Genomic DNA, 22,082 nt, shown 5'->3' with positions numbered 1-22,082 from the left:
ACGCTGACGCCACCAACCCATTCGGTGTGAAAAGTGATTCAGAAGATCGAGAGGACCGATGTCCTGCGGCCGGTCAGGACTTGCCGAACTCGTCCTTGAGGAAGGCGAGGACCTCGTCGGCGGTGGCGTTCTCGAGCCGTTCCGCCACCGAGTCCCCGCCGGTCTGCCCCGTACCGGGCTGCTCCGTACCGGCCCGCTGCTCGGCCGCGTTCCACCCGGCCAGGAGGGACTCCAGCCGCCTGCGGACCGTGGCCCGTTCCGCGCCGTCGGAGGCCAGCCGGGACAGACTCGCCACGAGGCGGTCCAGTTCGCCGGCGACGTCCGGTTCCCGCGGTTCCGGAGAGGCCGGGGCGAGCCTGGTGGCCAGGTGGGCGGCCAGGGCCTTGGGGGTGGAGTGGTTGAAGAGCACGGTGACGGGAACCCGCTCGCCAGTCGCGGCGGCCAGCCGGTTGCGCAGTTCTACGGCGGTCAGGGAGTCGAGCCCCAGGTCCATCACGCCCCGGTCCGGGGCGATCCGGGCGGGGTCCGGGTAGCCGAGAACCGCGGCGATCTGGGTGCGGACGAGGTCCAGCAGCAGACGGTCGCGCTCGTCGGGGGCGGCGGTACGCAGCCGCCGCACCAGTCCGGTGTCCGCCGTCGGGGCGGGGCGCCTGGCGGTATGCGCCAGGCCGGTGAGCAGGGCGGGTACCGGTGCGGGCCCCATGGTGTCGATACGGGCCGGGTCGAGGGCCGTCGGTACCAGCAGGGCGCGCGGGGTGGCCAGGGCGGCGTCCAGCAGCCGCAGGGCGTCGGGGGTGGGCATCGGCAGCATGCCGAGGGCGGCCATGCGCTGCCGGTCGACCTGGCCGAGCGCGGCGGTCCACGTACTGTGTTCGGCCCACAGCCCCCATGCGAGGGAGAGCCCGGGCAGGCCGTCGGCGCGGCGGTGGGCGGCGAGTGCGTCCAGGAAGGTGTTGGCGGCCGCGTAGCTCGCCTGCCCGGCCGAGCCGATGACTCCGGCGAAAGAGGAGAACAGCACGAAGGCGGAGAGATCCAGGCCCGCCGTGAGGTGGTGCAGGTGCAGTGCGCCGTCCAGTTTCGGGCGCAGCACCGTCTCCAGCCGGTCGGGGGTGAGGGCGTCGACCACCGCGTCGTCCAGGACGGCGGCGGTGTGCACCACGGCCGTCAGCGGGTGGTCGGCGGGCACGGTGGCCAGTAGGTCGGCCAGTGCGTCCCGGTCGGAGGTGTCGCAGGCGGCGACGGTGACGGTGGCGCCCAACCCCGACAGTTCGGCGGTGAACTCCGCCATTCCGGGCGCGGCCGCGCCGCTGCGGCCGGCCAGCCGCAGATGGCGGACGCCGTGCTCGGTGACCAGGTGCCGGGCGACCACACGGCCCAGGGCCCCGGTGCCGCCGGTGATGAGCACGGTGCCGATGCCGATGCCGATGGCGGTGTCCGTGCCGATCGCAGTCGTGGTGGCGGCCCTGGCCAGGCGGGGCACCAGCACCGCGCCGCCGCGCAACGCGAGCTGTGATTCCCCGGTGGCCGGTGCCGTACGCAGCGCCTCCCGCGAGGCGGCCGAGTCGTCGGTGTCCACCAGGACCAGCCGACCGGGGTGTTCGGCCTGTGCGGAGCGGATCAGGCCCCACAGCGGCGCCTGCGTCAGGTGTGGTTTCTCGCCCTCGGCGACCTGCACGGCGCCGTGGGTGAGGATCAGCAGGCGGGCGTTGAGCAGCCGCTCGTCGGCCAGCCACTGCCGCAGCAGTTCCAGCATGCGCCGGGTGGTCTCCCGGGCGGCGGCCGCCTCGCGTACGGAATCAGGCTCGCCGATGGCGGCGGCGTCGCCCGGCCGGTGCGGCCGGAACACCGCCACCGTGTCGGCGGGGAGTCCGCCCGCCCCCAGCGCCGCGGTGAGTGCGGGCAGGTCGGGATAGGCGGGGGCGGGCCGCCCCGGGGAGCCGAGCCACTCGGTGTGGTCGCCGCCGGTTTCACCCAGCCACACGTAGCGCGGCTCGCCGGCGGGCGGGGCGGTGGGTGCCGACGGCGCGGTCCAGTCGACCTGGAACAGCGACCGCTGGTGGTGGGAGCGGGCGGCGCGCAGCTGTTCGGCGGAGACCGGGCGCACTTCCAGCGTGCCGACGGACAGGACCGGGCGGCCCGCCGGATCGGTGATCCGTACCGCCATGCCGTGCTCCCCGGCCGGGGTGATCTCCACGCGGGCTTCGGTGGCCCCCGAGGCGCTGAGGGTCACGTCCTGCCAGGAGAACGGCATCCGCCGCCCACCGGCACTGCCCGGCTGCCCCGCCATCTCCTCGGCCATGGGCAGGCCGCCGGCCTGGAGGGCGGCGTCCAGCAGCGCCGGGTGGAGGCCGAAGGCGCCGCCGTCCCCGGCCGGTTCCGGCAGCCGCACCTCGGCGTACACGGTGTCGCCGTCGCGCCACACGGCGCGTACGCCCTGGAACGCGGTCCCGTAGCGGTAGCCGAGCCCGGCGAACCGGGCGTAGAAGTCGGCGGTGCCGACCTCCCGCGCGCCCGCGGGCGGCCACGTGGCGGCCGGGCCGGCGTCGTCCCGCCCGGCGGCGGGGGAGGTGTCGAGCGCGCCGGTGGCGTGGCGGGTCCATGGGGTGTCGTGCCGCCCCTCGGGCCGGGCGGAGATGGTGACCTCGCGCCGGCCGCCGTCCTGGGCGGGGCCGACGTTCACCTGGACGACGACGCCGCCGACGCCACCGTCGTCCGGGATGACCAGCGGTGCCTCCAAGGTGAGTTCGGCCAGCCGACCGCAGCCGGTCTCGTGGCCGGCGCGCAGTGCCAGCTCCACGAACGCCGCGCCCGGCAGCAGCACCGTGTCGCCCAAGGCGTGGTCGGCCAGCCAGGGGTGGTCGGAGAGCGACAGCCGTCCGGTGAACACCGCGCCGCGGTCGTCGGCCAGGTCCACGGCCGTGCCCAGCAGCGGGTGCCCGACGTCGCGCAGGCCCGTCCGGGCGGCGGCGGGCGCGGTGGCGCCGGGCGCGTCGAGCCAGTAGCGGGTGCGCTGGAAGGGGTAGGTGGGCAGCTCGGCCGGGTGTGCGGACACCCCGGAGAACAGGGCCTTCGCGTCCAGTGTGGCGCCATGGACCTGGGCGGTGGCGAGCGACCGCAGCAGCGTGGCGAAGTCGCCCTCGTCGCGGCGCAGCGACTCCAGGACCGCCGCGTCGTCGCCCGACTCCGCGACGATCTCCTCGATGGCCGTGCCGAGCGTGGGATGCGGGCCGCACTCGACGAACAGGCGGTGCCCGTCGGCCAGCAGCTGCCGCACGGCCGCCTCGAACTCGACCGGCTGCCGCATGTTGGCGTACCAGTAGTCGGCGTTCAGCCGCTCCCCGGCGACGACGTCCGAGGTGACGGTGGAGTAGAAGGGGATGGCTCCGTTCTTGGGGGTCAGCGAGGTGAGCGGGGCGGCCAGCCGGTCGCGCAGCCGCTCGACGAGGAAGGAGTGCGACGGTGGTGTCGCCGCGACGATCCGGGCGCGCACGCCCTCCGCCTTGACGTCGGCCACCAGCTCGCGCAGGGCCTCCATCTCGCCGGCGACGGCGGTCAGGCTGGGCGCGTTGACGCCGGCGACGTCCAGCCGGCCGGCCCACCGGGTCAGGCGTTCGCGTACCCGCTGGACCGGCAGGGCCACGGAGGCCACCGCGCCCGTGCCGGCCAGCTCCTCGGCGAATAGCTTGGAGCGGAGCGCGATGATCTTCGCCGCGTCGGAGAGGGAGAGGATCTCCGCGATGTGTGCCGCGGCGATCTCGCCCTGGGAGTGGCCGACCACCGCGGCCGGTTCCACGCCGTACGAGCGCCAGGTGGCGGCCAGCGAAACCATCGTCGCGAACAGGGCGGGCTGCACCACGTCGATCCGGTCCAGGGACGGCGCGCCGGGCGCCTGCCGCAGTACGTCCATCAAGGACCAGTCCACGTACGGGGCGAGCGCGGCGGCGCACTCCTGGAGGCGCTCGGCGAAGACCGGGGAGGAAGCCAGCAGGCCGCGGGCCATCCGAGGCCACTGCCCGCCCTGTCCGGGGAAGACCAGCACGATCTTGGGATCGGTGCCACCGGCCACCCCCCGTACCAGGCCCGGGTGGTGCTGCCCGGCGGCCAGCGCCGCCAGGCAGCGGAGGCGCTCGGCGGGGTCCGGGGAGGTGACCGCCGCCCGGTGCGGGAAGGTGGCTCGGGTGGTGAGCAGGGAGTAGGCCACGTCGTCGGAGGCGGGGGCCGGATCCTGCCCGAGCCGTTCGAGGAGCAGCCGCGCCTGATCGCGCAGCGCCGAGTCGGAGTGCGCGGACAGCAGCCACGGCCGCGGCGCCCCGGCAGCGGCCGCTTCCCCGGCGGGCGATGCCACGCCGGTGTCGGCATCGGCGTCGTCGTCGGTGTCGGCAGGGGTGGTGGCGGGGGCGGCTTCGAGGACGACGTGCGCGTTGGTGCCGCTGATCCCGAAGGCGGAGACGCCGCACCGCTTGGGGGCGCCGGTCTCCGGCCACGGCGTCGACGCGGTCACCAGGCTGACCGAGCCCGCCGACCAGTCGATGTGCCGGGAGGGTTCGCTGACGTGGAGGGTCGGGGGCAGCTGCCCGTGCCGCATGGCCAGCACCATCTTCATCACCCCGGCGACGCCGGCGGCGGCCTGGGCATGGCCGATGTTGGACTTCACCGAGCCGAGCCACAGCGGCCGGTCCTCGGTGTGCTCCCGGCCGTAGGTGGCCAGCAGCGCCTGCGCCTCGATCGGGTCGCCCAGCCGGGTGCCGGTGCCGTGCGCCTCGACGGCGTCGATGTCGGCGGCTGACAGACCGGCCGCGGCCAGGGCCTCGCGGATGACCCGCTGCTGGGATGGGCCGTTGGGGGCGGTGAGGCCGTTGGACGCGCCGTCCTGGTTGACGGCGGAGCCGCGTACGACGGCCAGCACGCGGTGGCCGTTGCGCCGGGCGTCCGACAGCCGCTCCAGCACCAGCATCCCGACGCCCTCGGAGAACGCGGTGCCGTCGGCGGTGGCGGAGAAGGCCTTGCACCGGCCGTCCGGCGCCAGCCCCTGCTGCCGGGAGAACTCCAGGAAGGTGTCCGGGGTGGGCATCACGGTCACGCCGCCGGTCAGGGCCATGTCGCACTCGCCCTGCCGCAGCGCCTGGCAGGCCAGGTGCAGCGCGGTGAGGGAGGAGGAGCAGGCGGTGTCCACGGAGACGGCCGCGCCCTCCAGCCCGAGGGTGTAGGCGATACGCCCGGAGGCAACGCTGATCGCCGAACCGGTCCCCAGATAGCCTTCCGCGTTGGCGGGGGCGCCGCCGTGCCCGTACCGGGTGGGCAGCAGGCCGACGAAGACCCCGGTCCTGCTGCCGCGCAGGGACACCGGGGTGATCCCGGCCCGCTCCACCGCCTCCCAGGCGGTCTCCAACAGCAGCCGCTGCTGCGGGTCCATGGCCAGCGCCTCGCGTGGCGAGATGCCGAAGAACTCGGCGTCGAACTCGGCCGCGTCGTACAGGAACCCGCCCCTGCGCACATAACTGCGGCCAGGGCGGCCGGGGGTCGGGTCGTACAGAGCGTCGAGATCCCAGCCCCGGTCGGCGGGGAAGTCGGAGAGGGCGTCCCGCCCTTGTGAGATGAGCTGCCACAACTCCTCCGGGGAGCGGACTCCACCGGGGAAGCGGCAGCTCATCGCGACGATGGCCACCGGGTCGGCGCCCACGGACGCCGGGCCCGCGGCGGAGGCGACGGCAGGGGAGAAGGCCGGGGAGGGGGCTGCTGTGTCCTCCGGCGTGCCGGACATCTCGGTGAGCAGATGCCCGGCCAGCGCGGCCGGGGTGGGGTGGTCGAACACCACGGTGGTGGACAGCCGCAGGCCGCACGCGGCCGACAGGCGGTTCCGCAGCTCGACGGCGGTGAGGGAGTCGGCGCCGAGGCTGGCGAAGGTGGCGTCGGGGTCCACGGCGTCCGCCGAGGGGTGCCCGAGCACCACGGCCGCCTCGCCCCGGACCAGTTCGGTCAGCGCCCGGCGGCGCTCCTGCGGGGCGAGCGCGGCCAGCCGGCCGGCCGGCGCGCCGCTCCCGGCGGGACGGACGGGACCGGCGGGACCGGCGGCGGAGGCCGCGGGCCGGGCGGCCGGGCCGACGAGCCCGCGGAGCACCGGTGGGAGGGACCGGCCGTCCGCCGCGGCGCCGGCCGGCGGCCTCAGCCGTACGGGGGCGAGCAGCGGCTCGCCCTGCCGGAGAGCCAGATCGAACAGGTCCAGTGCGTCCTTCGCGGGAAGCGGCACGATGCCCGTACCCCGGCTCAACCGGGCCAGGTCGCCCTCGTCCAGGTGCGCGGTCAGGGCGCTGCGCTCCTCCCACAGGCCCCAGGCCAGGGACAGGCCCGCCTGCCCGGCGGCCCGGCGGTGCTCGGCCAGGGCGTCGAGGAAGGTGTTGGCGGCGGCGTAGTTGGCCTGCCCCGGGGTGCCGCAGAGCCCGGCGATCGAGGAGAACAGGACAAACACCGCCGGATCGTGAGCGGCGGTCAGCTCGTGCAGATTCAGCGCCGCGTCCACCTTGGGCCGCAGCACCGCGTCGAAGTGCCCGGGGGTCAGCGTCTCCAGCGGCGCGTCCGCCAGCGCGCCGGCCGCGTGCACCACTGCCGTCAGCGGTCGGTCGGCCGGGATGGCCTCCAGTACGCGCCGCAGGTCCGCGCGGTCCGCCGCGTCGCAGGCGGCGACGGTGACCCCCGCGCCCGCCGCGGTCAGCTCCTCCCGGAGCGCGGCCGCGCCCGGCGCGTCGGGGCCTTGTCTGCTGAGGAGGACGAGGTGGCGCACTCCGTGCGCGGCCACCAGATGGCGGGCGACAGCGCCGCCCAGCGTGCCGGTGCCGCCAGTGATCAGGGCCGTACCGCCCGGGTCGAGCGTCGGTGGCACGGTGAACACGACCTTGCCGATATGCCGGGCCTGGCTCACATGGCGGAACGCCTCCGCAGCCCGGCGGATGTCCCAGCCGCGCGCCGGGAGGGGGTGCAACACTCCCCGTGCGAACAGGCGCAGGACCTCGGCCAGGATCTCCCGCAGCCGCTCCGGCCCGGCCTCCGCGAGGTCGAAGGCGCGGTAGCGCACCCCGGGGTGGGCGGCGGCCACCTGCCCGGCGTCCCGCGGATCGGACTTGCCCATCTCCACGAACCGGCCGCCGCGGGGGAGCAGGCGCAAGGTGGCGTCGATGAACTCGCCCGCCAGGGAGTTCAGCACGACATCCGCGCCGCGCCCCTCGGTGACCTCCAGGAACCGCTGCTCGAACTCCGTGGTACGGGAGGAGGCGAGGTGATGGTCGGCCAGGCCGTGGGCCCGCAGCGCGTCCCACTTCGCGGGGTGGGCGGTGGCCAGCACCGTAGCGCCCAGATGCCGGGCGAGCTGCACGGCCGCCATGCCGACGCCGCCCGCCGCCGAGTGCACCAGCACCACCGGCTGCCCGGCCCCCTCGCCCAGCCCGCCGAGGTCGACCAGCCCGTAGTACGCGGTGACGAACGCGGCGGGCACCGCCGCCGCCTGCTCGAACGACCAGCCGTCCGGTATGCGCGCCACCAGCCGGTGGTCGGCGCGGGCCACCGGGCCGAACGCGCCGTCGAACAGGCCCAGGACCCGGTCGCCCGGACGCAGACCGGGCACATCCGGGGCCACCTCCAGCACCACGCCCGCCCCTTCGCCCCCGATCCGGGCCTCACCCGGGTACAAGTCGAGCGCCACCAGGACGTCGCGGAAGTTGAGACCGGCCGCGCGCACACCGATCCGCACCTCACCGAGCGCCAAGGGTTCGGCCGCCTCGGGAGCCGGTACCAACGCCAGGTTTTCCACGGTGCCCGGGGCGGGCGTGTCCAGCCGCCAGCACCGCTCACCCGCCGGCGGGGCGAGCAGCCCCGCGCGGCGTCCGCGGACCAGGCGGGGCACGCGGACTTCCCCGGCGCGCACCGCCACCTGCGGTTCATCGCTGGCCAACGCCACCGCGATGTCCCGCCACGGGTCGGCCCGGCCGGCTGGGCCGGCCGGGTCAGGTGAGTCGGGCGGGTCAGTTCGGTCATCGAGGTCGACCAGGACGATCCGGTCCGGGTGCTCGGTCTGCGCGGTGCGCACCAGGCCCCACAGGGGCGCCTGCACCAGGTCGGGCGCGACTCCGTCGACCGCCACCGCGCCGCGCGTGACCATGACCAGCGGGATCGCGGCCAGCCGGTCCTCGGCCAGCCAGCGCTGGAGCAGTGTCACGGTGCGGGCCACCGTGCCGTGGACGGCGGTGGCGGTGGCGGTGGCGTCGGAGGTGTCGCTGGTGGCGGCGGTGCCGAGGAACGCGACCGCGGCGTGCGGGGTCCGCTCGCCCTTCAGTTCGTCCCGTTCATCGAGTTCGTTCAGGAGTTCCGCTGGATCGGCGTACGTCAGCGGCCGGATGCCGTCCCCGGGGGCGGGCACCGGCTGCCAGACGAGCCGGGACAGGTCCTGGTGCCCGGCGGCGTCGCCGCGGGCGAGCCGCGCCGGGTCGGCGGGGCGCAGCGTCAGCTTCTCCACGGAGACAACGGGCAGTCCGGCCGGGTCGGTGACGAACACGGCCATGGTGTCCGGACCGGTCGGGGTGAGTCGCACCCGCAGCCGCCGGGCGTTCCCCCGGTACAGGGTCACTCCCTGCCAGCTGAACGGCAGCCGGACCGTGCCGTCGGACTCGTCGGCGATGAGTGTGGCGTGCAGGGCCGCGTCCAGCAGCGCCGGATGGACGCCGAAGTGTTCGTCGCCGACCGCCGCGGCGGGCGTCTCGGCGCCGTCGGGCAGTTCCACCTCGGCCAGGACGTCCTCCCCCTGACGCCACATGGCCCGCAGGCCCCGGAAGGCGGTGCCGTATTCGTACCCCCGCTGGGCGAGCGCGGCGTACGGGTCCTGGAGCGGTGCGGGGGCGGCATCGGCCGGCGGCCACGCCGGCTCGCCGAGCGCCGGTGGGCCGACGACCTGCGCCAGCACACCGTCGGCGTGGCGCGCCCAGGGATGGTCCGGCGCGGCGTCCCGCGGCCGGGAGTGGATGACAATGGTCCGCTCGGCGGTGGTTTCCTGCGCGGGGCCCACGGTGACCTGGAGGTCCACGGCGCGCCGGTCGGCGAGCACCAGTGGCTCGTGCAGGGTGAGTTCGGTGATCCGGCCGAACCCGACCTGGTCCCCGGCCCGGATCGCCAGGTCCACGAACGCCGTGCCCGGCAGCAGCACCGTCCCCCGGACGGCGTGGTCGGCCAGCCAGCCGTGGGCAGCGAGGGAGAGCTGCCCGGTGAGCATCACCCCGCCGGTCTCGGCCAGGGGCATGGCCGTGGCCAGCAGCGGGTGGCGCGGTGAACGGGCCGTGCCACCCGGCAGCACGACGGAGGAGCCCGCCGCCTTCGCGTCCAGCCAGTAGCGCTGGTGTTGGAAGGCGTAGGTGGGGAGGTCGATCCAGGGGTGGTGTGGGTGGTGGTAGGTGGTGTGCCAGTTGATGAGGGTGCCGTGGGTGGCGAGTTCGGCGAGGGCGTACATCAGTTGGGTGCGGGTGCCGTGGTCGCGGCGGAGGGATCCGGTGACCACGGCGCGGGCGTTGAGGGCTTCGGTGGTTTCCTGGATGCTGGTGGTGAGTACCGGGTGTGGGCTGATTTCGATGAAGGCGCCGTGGCCGGTTTCGAGCGCGGTGGTGATGGTGGGGGCGAAGTGTACGGGGTGGCGGAGGTTTCGGTGCCAGTACTCGGCGTTCATCTGGGAGCCGTCGATGAGTTGTTCGTCGAGGGTGGACCAGATGGGGATGTCGCCGGGCCGTGGCTCTATAGGAGCCAATGTTTGAAGGAGTTGGTCGCGTACGGCATCGACGTGGGGGCTGTGGGAGGCGTAGTCGACCGCGATCCAGCGTGCCCGGATCCCTTGTTCTTCGCTTGCGGCCATGATCTGTGTGAGGGCGTTCCGGTCGCCGGAGATGACGGTGGTGTTGGGGCCGTTGACGGCGGCGATGGACACCTGCCCCGACCATGCCTCGATCAGTCCGGCCACGGTGTTGGTGTCTGTGGCGAGGGTGGCCATGGCGCCCGCTCCGGCGAGGGTCAGCAGTGCGTGGCTGCGTAGTGCCACGACTCGTGCGGCGTCGTGGAGGGTGAGTGCTCCGGCTACGCAGGCGGCGGCGATTTCTCCTTGGGAGTGGCCGATCACGGCGGTGGGGGTGATGCCCTGGTCCTGCCACCAGGCTGCCAAGGACACCATTGTCGCCCATAGTGCGGGCTGGACGATGTCCACGCGGGACAGGGCCTCTTCGTCGGCCAGTACGTCCCTCAGTGACCATGGCACGAACTGCGAGAGTGCCTGCTCGCACTCTGCCAGGCGCCCCGCGAACACCTCGCTGGTCTCGGCCAGCTCCAGCCCCATGCGTGCCCATTGCGAGCCCTGGCCGGGGAAGACGAACACCACCCGATCGGCGCCCGGCACCACTGTGCCGCGCACCACCCCGGCCGCCGGACTGCCGGATGCCAGTGCCTTCAGCCCGGTCAGGAAGCCTTGGCGGTCTTCGGCCACGACCGCTGCCCGGGTGTCGAGCGCGGCGCGGCGGGTGGCCAGTGCGTGACCGACCGCGGCCGTATCGACGTCTCTCCGCGCGCTCAGCCAGTCCCGTAGCCGTGCGGCCTGGCCTCGTACGCTGCCTTCGCCGCGGCCCGATATCAGCCATGGCACCGCTCCCGGCACGGCAGCCGTGACAGACAGGTCGGCCTGCGTCTCCGGTGCCTGTTCGAGGATGACGTGGGCGTTGGTGCCACTTGCGCCGAACGACGACACCCCCGCCCGGCGGGGCCGGTCCACCTCGGGCCACGCACGGTGCTCGGTCAGCAGTGACACCGCACCCGCTGACCAGTCCACTTCGCCCGACGGCTGCCCCACATGCAACGTGCGCGGCAACTCGCCGTGTTGCAGTGCCATCACCATCTTGATCACGCCCGCGACACCGGAGGCTGCCTGGGCGTGTCCGATGTTGGACTTCAACGAGCCCAGCCACAGCGGCCGATCCTCCGTACGCCCCTGCCCGTAGGCGGCGAGCAGTGCCTGGGCCTCGATCGGGTCACCCAACCGCGTACCCGTACCGTGCGCCTCGACGACATCCACCTCGGCCGACGACACTCCCGCGTTCGCCAGCGCCTGCCGGATCACCCGCTGCTGCGACGGGCCGTTGGGGGCGGTGAAGCCGTTGGAGGCGCCGTCCTGGTTGATGGCGGAGCCGCGTACGACCGCGAGTACCCGGTGGCCGTTGCGCCGGGCGTCCGACAGCCGCTCCAGGAGGACCATTCCGGCACCTTCGGAGAGGCCGAAGCCGTTCGCGTCACTGCCGAAGGCCTTGCACCGGCCGTCGGGGGCCAGCGCCCGCTTGCGGCTGAACTCGATGAACATGCCGGGAGTGGCGAACACCATGACGCCGCCGGTCAGGGCGAGGGTGCATTCGCCCTGGCGCAGGGACTGGGCCGCGTAGTGCAACGCGACCAGAGAGGAGGAGCAGGCCGTGTCGACGCTGATGGTGGGGCCTTCCAGGCCCAGGGTGTAGGCGATGCGGCCGGCGAAGGCGCTGGGTGTGGTGCCCATCAGCAGATAGCCCTCCATCGAGGCGGGCGCCTCGTGGAGCCTGGGGCCGTAGTCCATGCCGACGGCCCCGATGAAGACGCCGGTCCTGCTGCCCTGGAGGGAGTCGGGGTCGATCCCCGCACGTTCGATGCCCTCCCACGCCGTCTCCAGCAGCAGCCGGTGCTGTGGGCCGATGGCAAGCGCCTCGCGGGGGCTGATGCCGAACAGGCCGGGGTCGAACTTGTCGGCGTCGGCGAGGAAGCCCGCTTCCCGCTGGTAGTAGGTGCCCGCGTGGCCGGGATCCGGGTCGAAGAGCGCCTCCGCATCCCATCCCCGGTCGGTGGGGAACGGTCCGATCGCGTCCTGGCCGGAGGCCACCAGCCGCCACAGGTCCTCCGGCGAGCGCACCCCGCCCGGGAAGCGCGCGGCCATGCCGACGATCGCGATCGGCTCGTCGTCGGCGGCGATGGCCTGTTGCGGGGCCACGGCCTCCGCGGTGCCGCCGCTCATCAGCTCGTACAGGTGGGTGGCGAGCGCCTTGGGGGTGGGGTAGTCGAAGAGGATCGTCTCCGGCAGCGTCAGCCCCGTTGCGGCGGCGAGCCGCTCCCGCAGACGGCGTTCATGGGAGCGGGCGAAGCCCGCGGCGCGAAAAGGACGTCCCGCTTCCATGACGCCGCCGGTCCGCTCCAGGATCTCGGCGGCGAGGCCGGTCACGGTGCGCCGTAAGAGATCGCGCCGCTGGTCCTCCCTCAGTTCGTCCCACTGGCTCCGCAAAGTCGCGTCGGTGTCACGGTCACCAGAGCCCAGCATTCGGTGTTCCCCCCGTTGAGAAGCGTGCAGTGGTCAGGTCGTGCTTGCCCATGGAGCGGGCGGGCGTTCAGACATCGGCCAGCAGCGTGATCGGCTGTTCGACGCAGTCGGCCACGTACCGCAGGAAACCGCCCGCCGTGCCGCCGTCGCACAGGCGGTGGTCGAAGGTGAGGGAGAGTTGCACGATGTCCCGGAGGGCGAGCTCGCCCTCGTGGCACCAGGGCTTGCGGACGATGCGACCGACGCCGAGCATGGCTCCCTCGGGGTGGTTGAGGATCGGGGTGGCGCCGTCCACGCCGAAGACCCCGTAGTTGTTGAGCGTGAAGGTTCCGCCGGTGAGATCGGCCGGTGGCAGGCTGCCGGCGCGGGCTTCGGCGGCCAGGCGGGCCAGTTCCTCGCCGAGGTGCCGGGCGGTCAGGGCGTGGGCGTTCCGGACGACGGGGACCAGCAGGCCACGGTCGGTCTGGGCGGCGAAGCCCAGGTGGACGGCGGACAGGCGCACGATCTCACGGGCCGCGGTGTCCACCGTGGCGTTGAGTTCGGGGTGGCGGGCGAGGGCCGCCACGCAGATCCGGGCGAGCAGCGCGAGCAGCGGCAGGCCGGTGCGGTGGCGGGCGGCCATGAGCTCGGTGGCGTCGGCGTCCACCCAGCAGGTGGCGTCGGGGATCTCGGTTCGGCTGCGGGTGAGCTTGTCCGCCATGGCGGCGATGGCGCCGCGCAGCGGGACGCGGGCTTCTTCGGCAGGCGCGTTCGAGCCATGCGCTTCGCCGTTGTGGCCCTGCGCCTCGCCGTTGCGGCGGTCCGCGCGGGCGGCGCGTTCCACATCGGCGCGCAGCACCAGGCCGTTCGGGCCGGACCCCGCGATGTCGTCGAGCGTCAGCCCGTGTTCCCGGGCCAGACGGCGGACGAGCGGGGAGATCACCGGCACCGGCCCGGTGGCGGGACCGGCCGGTATGGAGTTGTCCGCCGCGGGGCGGTCCGGTACGGAGCCACCCGGTGTGGACGCCGTGCCGTGGGCCGGCCGTCGGCGGCGGGAGACCGCGTCCGCGGTCGTGCCGTAGCCGACGAGTACCCGGCCTGAGCCGCGGTCCGGCGGGGCGACGGCCAGGAGCGGGGCTCCCACCGGTATCTCCTCGCCGGGGGCGCCGTAGCGGGCGGCGACCGTCCCCGCGTACGGGCAGGGGAGCACCACACTCGCCTTGGCGGTCTCCACCTCGGCCACCGGCTGATCCACCGTGACCACGTCGCCCACCTCGACCAGCCAGCGGAGGATCTCGGCCCCGGTGAGCCCCTCTCCAAGGTCGGGCAGGGTGAACTCGCGCGCCTGGGTCATGCCGTCCACTCGCTCTCCCACTGAAGACGCGCCACCGCGTCCAGGATCCGGTCCACGCCGGGCAGGTGGTGCCGCTCCAGCATCGGCGGCGGGTAGGGGATGTCGAAGCCCGTCACCCGCAGCACCGGGGCCTGGAGGTGGTGGAAACACCGCTCGGTGATCCGGGCGGCGATCTCCGCGCCCGGGCCGGCGAAGCCGGTGGCCTCGTGGACCACGACCGCCCGTCCGGTGCTGCGTACCGACGCGCACACGGTCTCGTCGTCGAACGGCACCAGGGTGCGCAGGTCGACGACCCCGAGGTCCCAGCCCTCGGCGCGGGCGGCCTCCGCCGCCTCCAGACACACCGGCACCGACGGCCCGTAAGCGATGAGGGTCGCCGAGGTGCCTTCCCGGCGGACCGCCGCCCGGCCGACGGGCGGCGCCTGTGGTGGCCGGTCGAGGTCGACGGGCGCCTTGGACCAGTAGAGCCGCTTCGGTTCGAGGAAGACCACCGGGTCGTCGGAGGCGATCGCGGCGCGCAGCAGCCCGTAGGCGTCGGCGACCGTGGCCGGGGTGACGACATGGAGGCCCGGTGTGGCCATGTAGTAGGCCTCGGACGAGTCGCTGTGGTGCTCGACGCCGCCGATCCCGCCCCCGTAGGGCACCCGCATGGTCAGCGGCAGCGGCAGCGCACCCCGGGTGCGGTTGCGCATCCGCGAGACATGGCTGACGAGCTGCTCGAACGCCGGGTACGCGAAGGCGTCGAACTGCATCTCGACCACCGGCCGCAGCCCGTACATCGCCATGCCCACCGCCGTCCCGAGGATGCCGGCCTCCGCCAGCGGGGTGTCGGTGCAGCGGTCGTCGCCGAACTCCTTCGCCAGCCCGTCGGTGATCCGGAAGACCCCGCCGAGAGTGCCGACGTCCTCGCCCATCACATGGACGGTCGGGTCCGCGGCCATCGCGTCGCGCAGGGCGCGGTTGAGGGACTGGGCCATCGTCATGGTGGCGGCGGTCATCGGGCGTACTCCGGTGCGTCCGGCGTGCGGGCGCTCTCCGCCTCCAGTTTTGCCTCCAGTTCCGCTTCCCGTTCCGCGTGCAGCCGGGCGGTCTGCTCGCGCAGTTGCGGAGTGGGCTCGGCGTAGACATGGGAGAACAGGTCGGCAGATGTGAGCGGGGGATCGGCCCCCAGCGCGTCGCGGAGACGTTGCGCCAGTGCCTCCGCCGCCTCGGCGGCCCGCTGTGTCTCGGCGTCGGTGAGCAGCCCGTGGCGGCGCAACTCCCGCTCCAGCAGGCCGATCGGATCGTGGGCGCGCCAGGCGGCGACCTCCGCCTCGGAGCGGTAGCGGGTGGCGTCGTCGGCGGTGGTGTGCGCGTCGATGCGGTAGGTGAGCGCCTCCACCAGGGTGGGCCCGGCGCCGGAACGGGCCCTGCCGATCGCCTCGGTGAGCACCCGGTGGACCGCCGGGGCGTCGTTGCCGTCCACCAGCCGCCCGGGCATGCCGTAGCCGACGGCCTTGTGGGCGATGCTGGGCGCCGCGGTCTGCTTGGCCAGCGGCACCGAGATCGCGAAGCCGTTGTTCTGCACCAGGAACACCACCGGTGCCCGCCAGACGCCGGCATGGTTCAGCGCCTCGTGGAAGTCGCCCTCGGAGGTGCCGCCGTCGCCCACCAGGGCCAGGGCGACCACGTCGTCGCCCTTCAGCCGCGCCGCATGCGCCAGGCCCACCGCGTGGGGCAGCTGGGTGGCCAGCGGGGTGCACAGCGGCGCCACCCGGTGCGTGTGCGGGTCGTAGCCGGTATGCCAGTCGCCACGCAGCAGCGTCAGCGCCTGGACCGGGTCGACGCCGCGCATCACGGTGGCGAGCGTGTCCCGGTAGCTGGGGAAGAGCCAGTCGCGCTCGGCCAACGCCAGCGCGGCGGCGATCTGACAGGCCTCCTGGCCGGTGGAGGAGGGGTAGACGGCGAGCCGACCCTGCCGGGTCAGGGCCGTCACCTGCTCGTTGAAGCGCCGGCCGGTCACCAGCCGCCGGTACAGCTCGAGCCAGAGCTGCCGGTCGGGCTCGGCCGTGCCGCCGAGCACCCGGTGAGGCTCGGAGCCCGGCAGCAGGGGCGCGGGGTCCGGGCGGGCCCGGCCCACATAGGGCGGAACACTATGTCGGCCGGGCTGGTCGAGCACGGTCATGTCTCCAGCACTCCTGTTCGCGGTCCGGAAGGTTTCTCTCGCGGCGGCGACCGGCGAGGGCTGCCCGGACCTCAGTGACGGGGCATCGGCCACCAGGGATCGGGCCGCCCGGCCACCACCGTCTGTGGCGGGCCTTGCGTAAACCTTCGGCATATCTTGAAACGGCTGGTAGAGCCGTTGCCGAAGGGCCGTGGCCGGCGCTTCCCCCTGTGTGACGCACACGAGAAAATCTTCGGTGCCGGAGCCTTCACCGTCATTGACCGATGACGCACGGTGCTTGACTTTCCGTGCAAACACTTCCGAACCCACCCCGCCGGTCGGCCACCCGCGCGCAGCACACGCCCCGCGCCGACTCGGCCCGCGGACCTCGGCTAACCTGCCCTCTGCTCAACCTCGTAACGACACAACGGAGAGGGGCGTAGTCCCAGATGAGCTGGTCAGCCGATGACATCAACACGGGAACCGCGCATTCCGCGCGCATGTACGACTACTTCCTGGGCGGGAAGGACCACTACCCCCCGGACCAAGAGGCGGCCGAAAAGGTGTTGGCCGTGCTGCCGCACGCGCGCACCATCGCGCGGAACAATCGATATTTCATGCGCCGATCGGCACGCATGCTCGCCCAAGAGGCCGGGATCCGCCAGTTCTTAGACATCGGGACGGGGATTCCCACATCGCCCAACCTCCACGAGGTCATCCAGGGAATCGCCCCCGAGGCGCGCATTGTCTACACGGACAACGACCCGATCGTGCTGACGCACGCACGCGCCCTCCTCACCAGCGTCCCGCAAGGGAAAACCGCCTACGCGGAGGCCGACCTGCGAGATCCCCGGAGCATACTCACCGCTCCTGAGCTGCTCGAGACGCTGGATCTGACCAAGCCGGTGGCGTTGATGATGATCTCAATTCTGCACTTCGTTCCTCCGGAGTACGATCATTACGCCATCCTCGACGAGCTGGTGAACGCGCTCCCCTCCGGCAGCTATTTGGCGTTGACCTACGGCACCTCGGACTTCGCCCCCGAGGAGATGAAGCGCGCGGCGGACGTCTACGCGGCATCACGAGTTCCGGTGCAGCAGCGCCCGAAGGAAGAGATCCAACAGTTCTTCCATGGGCTGGAGCTGGTCGAGCCCGGCGTGGTCCCGATCCATCGCTGGCGTCCCGACGACCCGTCGCTCAGCCAGCTGTCGGATGCGGACGTCTCCATGTTCGGCGGCGTAGCCAGAAAACGCTGAGTCACCCTGTGCCGGCCCCTGCACGGCAATCGGCCCTACGCGGCCGTCGGCCCTACACGGCGCGTGCCATCCCCTCCCACCGCACCCGCCACCGCCCGTCGGACGGGAAGCCGGGCGCCTCGCCCTCGGCGCCGTCCCATCCGGCGGCCATCAGGGCCACCGCGTAGAGCAGCCCGCCCGCGCCCGGGAAGTACGGCGTGGCGACCCGGGAGCCGCCGAGCGGCATCCCGGCGTCGTCGAACCCGAACTTCTCATGCAACAGGAAGTCGATGGCGCGGTCGGGCTCGCCCATCCGCGCCGCGTTCATCGCGAGCATCGGGAAGTCCCAGCCCCAGGCCGCGTCCCAGGCCCACACGTCCCACACCTTGCGGGCGGTGGCGCGCATGATCGCCACGTCCACGTCGTGCCCCGGCAGCCAGCCGTACAGGCCGACCAGCGAGGGGTGGTCGAAGATGTACTCGGTCCACATCTCGCGCACACCCTCGTACACGACGTACACGCCGTCCTGGACGGGCAGCGGCGCGAGTCCGTCGAGCACCGCCTCCCAGCCGGGGTCCGCGGGCCGCCCCAGCCGCTCGCGCCACTGCTGCGCCAGCCGCAGTCCGAAGCGCCAGTAGGACAGTTCGAAGGCGCCGTTGAGAGTGACCTTGGGGTCGCTGTTCTCGGAGACGAGGTGCAAGGGCGGACCGAGCACATGGCGGCCCGCGTCCTCGAAGGCGTACGAGGCCATGAACTCGGCCGTGGCGAAGACGACATCCCGCCACTTGTTCAGGGTCGCGCGGGTCGGGTGGGCCCGGTAGTCCAGCTCGGCGAGGAAGATCGGATGGGGCTGCTGCCAGAGCAACAGCGCGTTGATCTCGCCGGGCGACTGGCGGCCTCCGGGATCGGTCATCTTGGGCCAGCGCGCGCCCTGGTACCCCTGCTGCCGGGCGCGCTCCCGGGACGAGTCGAGGAAGCTCCGATAGACGCCGACGCCGCGGTCCAGCTGCGGCCAGCGGTTCCACAGCGCGTAGTGCGCGGCGTGCCACCAGTACATCTCCATATGGAACTTGCCGTACCACCCGTTGTTGACCAGCCCGGACTCCTGCGGCGGGGTGCTGCCGGCCTCGTTGACCGCCAGCAGGTACTGGCTGAGCACCACCCGGCGCTCCAGCTCCCGCCACCGGGGATCGGTGCTTTCCGAGAGATCGAGGGCACCGCCGGAGCGCCAGAACGCCGGCCAAGCCCTGGCCGCGGCCGCCTCGACCGCCGTGGCGGTGGGCACCCGGGGAGAGGGCCGGGGCGCGAAGAGGAAGGTGGCCTCCAGCCGGGTGCCCGCGCCGCCGCCGAGCAGATACCGGTGCGGGTGGCCGTCGACTCGCGACGGCTGTTGCCCGCCGCCTCGCCATTCGAGGCCCACGTGGTAGCGGGTGTCGTCGAGCTCATGGGTGATGTCCGCGCGGTGGGGGCCGCGGGTCCGCAACCGTGTGGTGTGGGCATCGGGGCGGTCCCAGACGCCGACGAAGGGCGCGGAGAACTTCGCCGCCCCATTGGAGTACGGGAAGTCGATGAACACCGCGAGCCGGCCCTCGGCCACCAACGGGGAGTCGATCCGCACGGCGACCGCGTCCACATCCGGGCCGCAGCTCGTCCGCACCGTGACGGGGCTGCCCTCCAGGGTGAACCGGCTGTGCAGCGTTCCGGTCCACAGGTCCAGCCGCTGGTGGCAGCCGCTCAGATCGGCCTCGACCGCCTCGGTCCCATCGGCGCGCAGCAGCCTCAGACCGATGCGGGCCAGGTTCATCCGGTGCGGGTTCGCCCTCAGCCAGTCGGAGAGTTCCGGGTGTTCCGGGTCGGGGATGTCGTAACGGACCGGTCGGCCATGGGTGTCCCAGACCTGTCCGGCGAAGTCCGACGGGGTCTGGCCGTCCGGAAGCGGGTCGCTGTGCCAGCCCCAGTCGGACAGGGTGGCGAAGGGCAGAAAGGTCTGCAATCCCGTCACATCGGCGCCGAACGCGAGCTGCCCATTGCCCACCTGGAGCGGTGTCATGGGGTCGCTGGCCGTACGGACCACGTCGTGGCGCGATACGAGGGCGTGCCGGTCGATCCCGCCGGGCCGCCGCGGCGACGGCTCGGCGACGGCGTCGCCGACCCGCCAGCCCGCGGTGACCGCGGCGGCGACTCCGGTCATGCCGGTGCGTACGAAGGTTCGACGGCTGACTGCCATGAAGGGACTCCCGCCGTGTTGCTGATTGAATCGTTTTTATGCGGGCGCAAGCTAACAAGATCTTCGTCCCGAGTGCAATGGTTCTGACAGCACTGACCGGGGTCGACCAGGTGGAACCCGCGCCCGTCCTCGGCGGGTGTCTCCTCACCGGGTTCCCGCCAGGGCGCGAACAGCCCGGGGTGGACAGTCATCGGCTTGCGCACCCGGTAGACGTGGTACGTAGCGGGCCCCTTCACGTGAATCCACGCTCCGCGCATGTGTTGGGGCCGCATGGTCCAGCACCTCGCTGGTCAGCTCCGCTCCCGCCTCGACCAGAATGCGACCGATGGCGTGGACCAGCGCCGAGTAGGTGTCGGGGAAGGCGACGGCCTCGACGCAGCGGCCCTCGGCGAAGCGGACCGTCAGCCATACGGTGGCCGTCTGCACCACCGACCACCGACCAGCGTCCCTCGGCCAGCCGGCCGATCCGCAGCAGCTCACCGCCGTTCGGAAGGAACCGGTCCAACGTTTCCCGCGCCCGCGCGAAGAGCTGCTCGTCGCCCCGGGGCAGCAGCGCGACCAGGTCCTGCTCCTCCTGCGGCCGGGCCAGGAGATCACCGGGGTCGAACGCCTCCGCGATCCCATGCAGTTCCGACTTCCAGTTCATCCACCACTGGACCTTCTCCTCCGGCAGCGGGTACGCCGCGAGTTCCTGAACGCAGTCCGCCGCGGTGACCTCGTCACGCCAGGGGAAGTTCTTCGCGGACGGGAACACGTTGCTTCCCCAGTCGAAGCCGTCTTCTTCAGGGCTGTCCTTGGGACACAGGAAGAGCCGCGCACCCACCCAGGTTCCCCGGCCCGGTTCGTACATGTCCCGCCGCAGCGCGCGCAGTTTGTCGAAGACGGCCGTGCGTGGCAATTCGCGCCCGGCCAATTGGGTGGTGCCGTCGGACTCGTCGCCCGTTGCCTCGGGCCGACCGGCGGCGCCACCGGCGCCGCCGATCCGTGTGCGACTGTGCGGCGGTCCCGCGTTCAGGGGCGCGGGATGTTGCGCAGGTTGCTCCGGGCCAGATCGATCATGCGTCCCACGCCGCCGGCGAGCACGGTGCGGCTCGCCGAGAGCGCGAAGCCGGTGACCTGCTCGGTCGTGATCTTCGGCGGGATGGACAGCGCGTTGGGGTCGGTGACGACGTCGACGAGCGCCGGACCGTCGTGGGCGAAGGCTTCGCGCAGCGCGTCGCGCACCTCGCCGGGCTTCTCCACGCGGACCCCGTGGGCACCGGCCGCCCGGGCGATGGCAGCGTAGTCCGTGTGCGGGTACCCGGTGCCGTGCGAGGGCAGCCCGTCGACCAGCATCTCCAGCTCGACCATGCCGAGCGAGGAGTTGTTGAACAGCACGACCTTCACCGGAAGCCCGTACTGCACCAGGGTCAGGAAGTCGCCCATCAGCATGGAGAACCCGCCGTCGCCCGAGAGGGACACCACCTGGCGCCCGCGGTCGAGGAACTGCGCGCCGATGGCCTGTGGCAGTGCGTTGGCCATCGAACCGTGCACGAACGATCCCAGAATCCGGCGGCGGCCGTTCGGCGTCAGATAGCGGGCGGCCCAGACGCAGCACATCCCGGTGTCCACGGTGAAGACCGCGTCGTCGGCTGCCTCCTCGTCGAGCACCGAGGCCACGTACTCCGGATGGATCGGGGTGTGCTTCTCCACGTTCCGGGTGTAAGCGCTGACGGCGCCCTCGAGCGCGCGGGCGTGGTGGTGCAGCATCCGGTCGAGGAACCGGCGCGACGGCTTCTCCCGCACCGCCGGGGTGAGGCAGCGCAGCGTCTCGCGGACGTCCCCCCAGACGGCGAGGTCCAGCCGGGTGCGCCGGCCCAGCCGCTCGGGCTGCACGTCGACCTGCACCGTCCGGACACCACGGGGCAGGAAGTCGGTGTACGGGAAGTCGGTGCCCAGAAGCAGCAGCAGATCGCACTCGTGCATCGCCTCGTACGCGGCGCCGTAACCGAGCAGGCCGGACATCCCGACGTCGTACGGGTTGTCGTACTGGATGTGCTCCTTGCCCCGCAACGCGTGCCCGACCGGGGCCTTGACCTTCTCCGCGAAGGCCATCACCTCCGGGTGGGCACCGGCGACGCCCCGGCCGCAGAACACCGTCACTCGCTCGGCGGCGTCGACCAGTTGCGTCAACCGGGCGAGCTCCTGGCCACCGGGGCGGATGGCGGGCAGGTCCAGCGGTATGGCGAGCTCGGCCCCGCTGTCCGGGGAGCTCTGCCCGGCGGTGTCGCCGGGCAGGGCCACCACCGATACGCCACGTCGGCCGACCGCGTGCTGGATCGCCGTCTGGACCACTCGCGGCATCTGGCGGGGCGAGGAGATCAGCTCCGAGTAGTGACTGCACTCCTCGAACAGCCGGTCCGGATGGGTCTCCTGGAAGTACCCGGTCCCGATCTCGCCGCTGGGGATCTGCGCGGCCAGCGCGAGCACGGGAGCCATCGACCGGTGCGCGTCGAAGAGACCATTGATCAGATGCAGGTTGCCCGGTCCACAGGAGCCCGCGCAGGCGGCCAGCCTGCCGGTGAGCTGGGCCTCCGCCCCGGCCGCGAATGCCGCGACCTCCTCGTGCCGCACCTGGATCCACTCCACCGTGCGGTGGCGTCGGACCGCGTCCACGACGGGGTTCAGGCTGTCCCCGACCACGCCGTACATCCGGCGCACACCGGCACTGGCTATGAGATCGACATACTGCTCGGCCACTGTCTGCTTGGCCACGGCACTCCTCGGGTTCGACAGCGGGGACGGCCCGCAGGCGGTCC

8 protein-coding genes are annotated in these 22,082 nt (G+C 72.9%); 1 reads left to right on the top strand and 7 read right to left on the bottom strand.

What is annotated here, in order from left to right; all coding sequences use genetic code 11:
* Positions 1-73: 73 nt before the first annotated feature.
* The 4 genes from ACWY4P_RS01700 to pdhA all read right to left on the bottom strand — a co-directional run bounded on the left by ACWY4P_RS01700 (position 74) and on the right by pdhA (position 15,843).
* Entirely contained in the window at positions 74-12,346 is a 12,273-nt protein-coding gene (locus ACWY4P_RS01700; protein ID WP_456208285.1) for an SDR family NAD(P)-dependent oxidoreductase, read from the bottom strand.
* Between the two features lie 67 nt (positions 12,347-12,413).
* A complete protein-coding gene (locus ACWY4P_RS01695) occupies positions 12,414-13,679 on the bottom strand; it encodes a dihydrolipoamide acetyltransferase family protein (RefSeq protein ID WP_456212777.1) in 1,266 nt (421 codons plus the stop codon).
* Positions 13,676-14,677, bottom strand: a complete 1,002-nt coding sequence (locus ACWY4P_RS01690) for an alpha-ketoacid dehydrogenase subunit beta (protein ID WP_456208284.1) — start codon at positions 14,675-14,677, stop codon at positions 13,676-13,678. Before ACWY4P_RS01690 ends, ACWY4P_RS01695 begins: the two co-directional genes overlap by 4 nt.
* Positions 14,674-15,843, bottom strand: coding sequence for a pyruvate dehydrogenase (acetyl-transferring) E1 component subunit alpha (pdhA, locus tag ACWY4P_RS01685; protein ID WP_456208283.1), 1,170 nt, complete (start codon positions 15,841-15,843; stop codon positions 14,674-14,676). The genes ACWY4P_RS01690 and pdhA overlap by 4 nt, the downstream gene beginning before the upstream one ends.
* A gap of 428 nt (positions 15,844-16,271) precedes the next feature.
* Here pdhA and ACWY4P_RS01680 point away from each other — a divergent pair, with 428 nt between their 5' ends.
* Positions 16,272-17,078 carry an SAM-dependent methyltransferase gene (locus tag ACWY4P_RS01680; RefSeq protein ID WP_456208282.1) on the top strand — a complete coding sequence of 269 codons (807 nt, stop codon included), beginning with the start codon at positions 16,272-16,274 and terminating at the stop codon, positions 17,076-17,078.
* A 52-nt stretch (positions 17,079-17,130) separates the two neighbouring features.
* On the opposite strand, the gene ACWY4P_RS01675 is transcribed toward ACWY4P_RS01680, so the two are convergent.
* From ACWY4P_RS01675 to ACWY4P_RS01665, 3 genes are all read right to left on the bottom strand, one after another.
* Positions 17,131-19,284, bottom strand: a complete 2,154-nt coding sequence (locus ACWY4P_RS01675) for a hypothetical protein (protein WP_456208281.1) — start codon at positions 19,282-19,284, stop codon at positions 17,131-17,133.
* Between the two features lie 232 nt (positions 19,285-19,516).
* Positions 19,517-20,182 (bottom strand): hypothetical protein, encoded by a 666-nt coding sequence (locus ACWY4P_RS01670; protein ID WP_456208280.1) that lies wholly within the window; start codon positions 20,180-20,182, stop codon positions 19,517-19,519.
* A 113-nt stretch (positions 20,183-20,295) separates the two neighbouring features.
* Positions 20,296-22,038 carry a pyruvate dehydrogenase gene (locus ACWY4P_RS01665; protein WP_456208279.1) on the bottom strand — a complete coding sequence of 581 codons (1,743 nt, stop codon included), beginning with the start codon at positions 22,036-22,038 and terminating at the stop codon, positions 20,296-20,298.
* Positions 22,039-22,082 lie beyond the last annotated feature (44 nt).

This window comes from Streptomyces sp. LZ34 (genome assembly GCF_053890475.1).
This window is presented reverse-complemented; position numbering and strand designations above follow the sequence as displayed.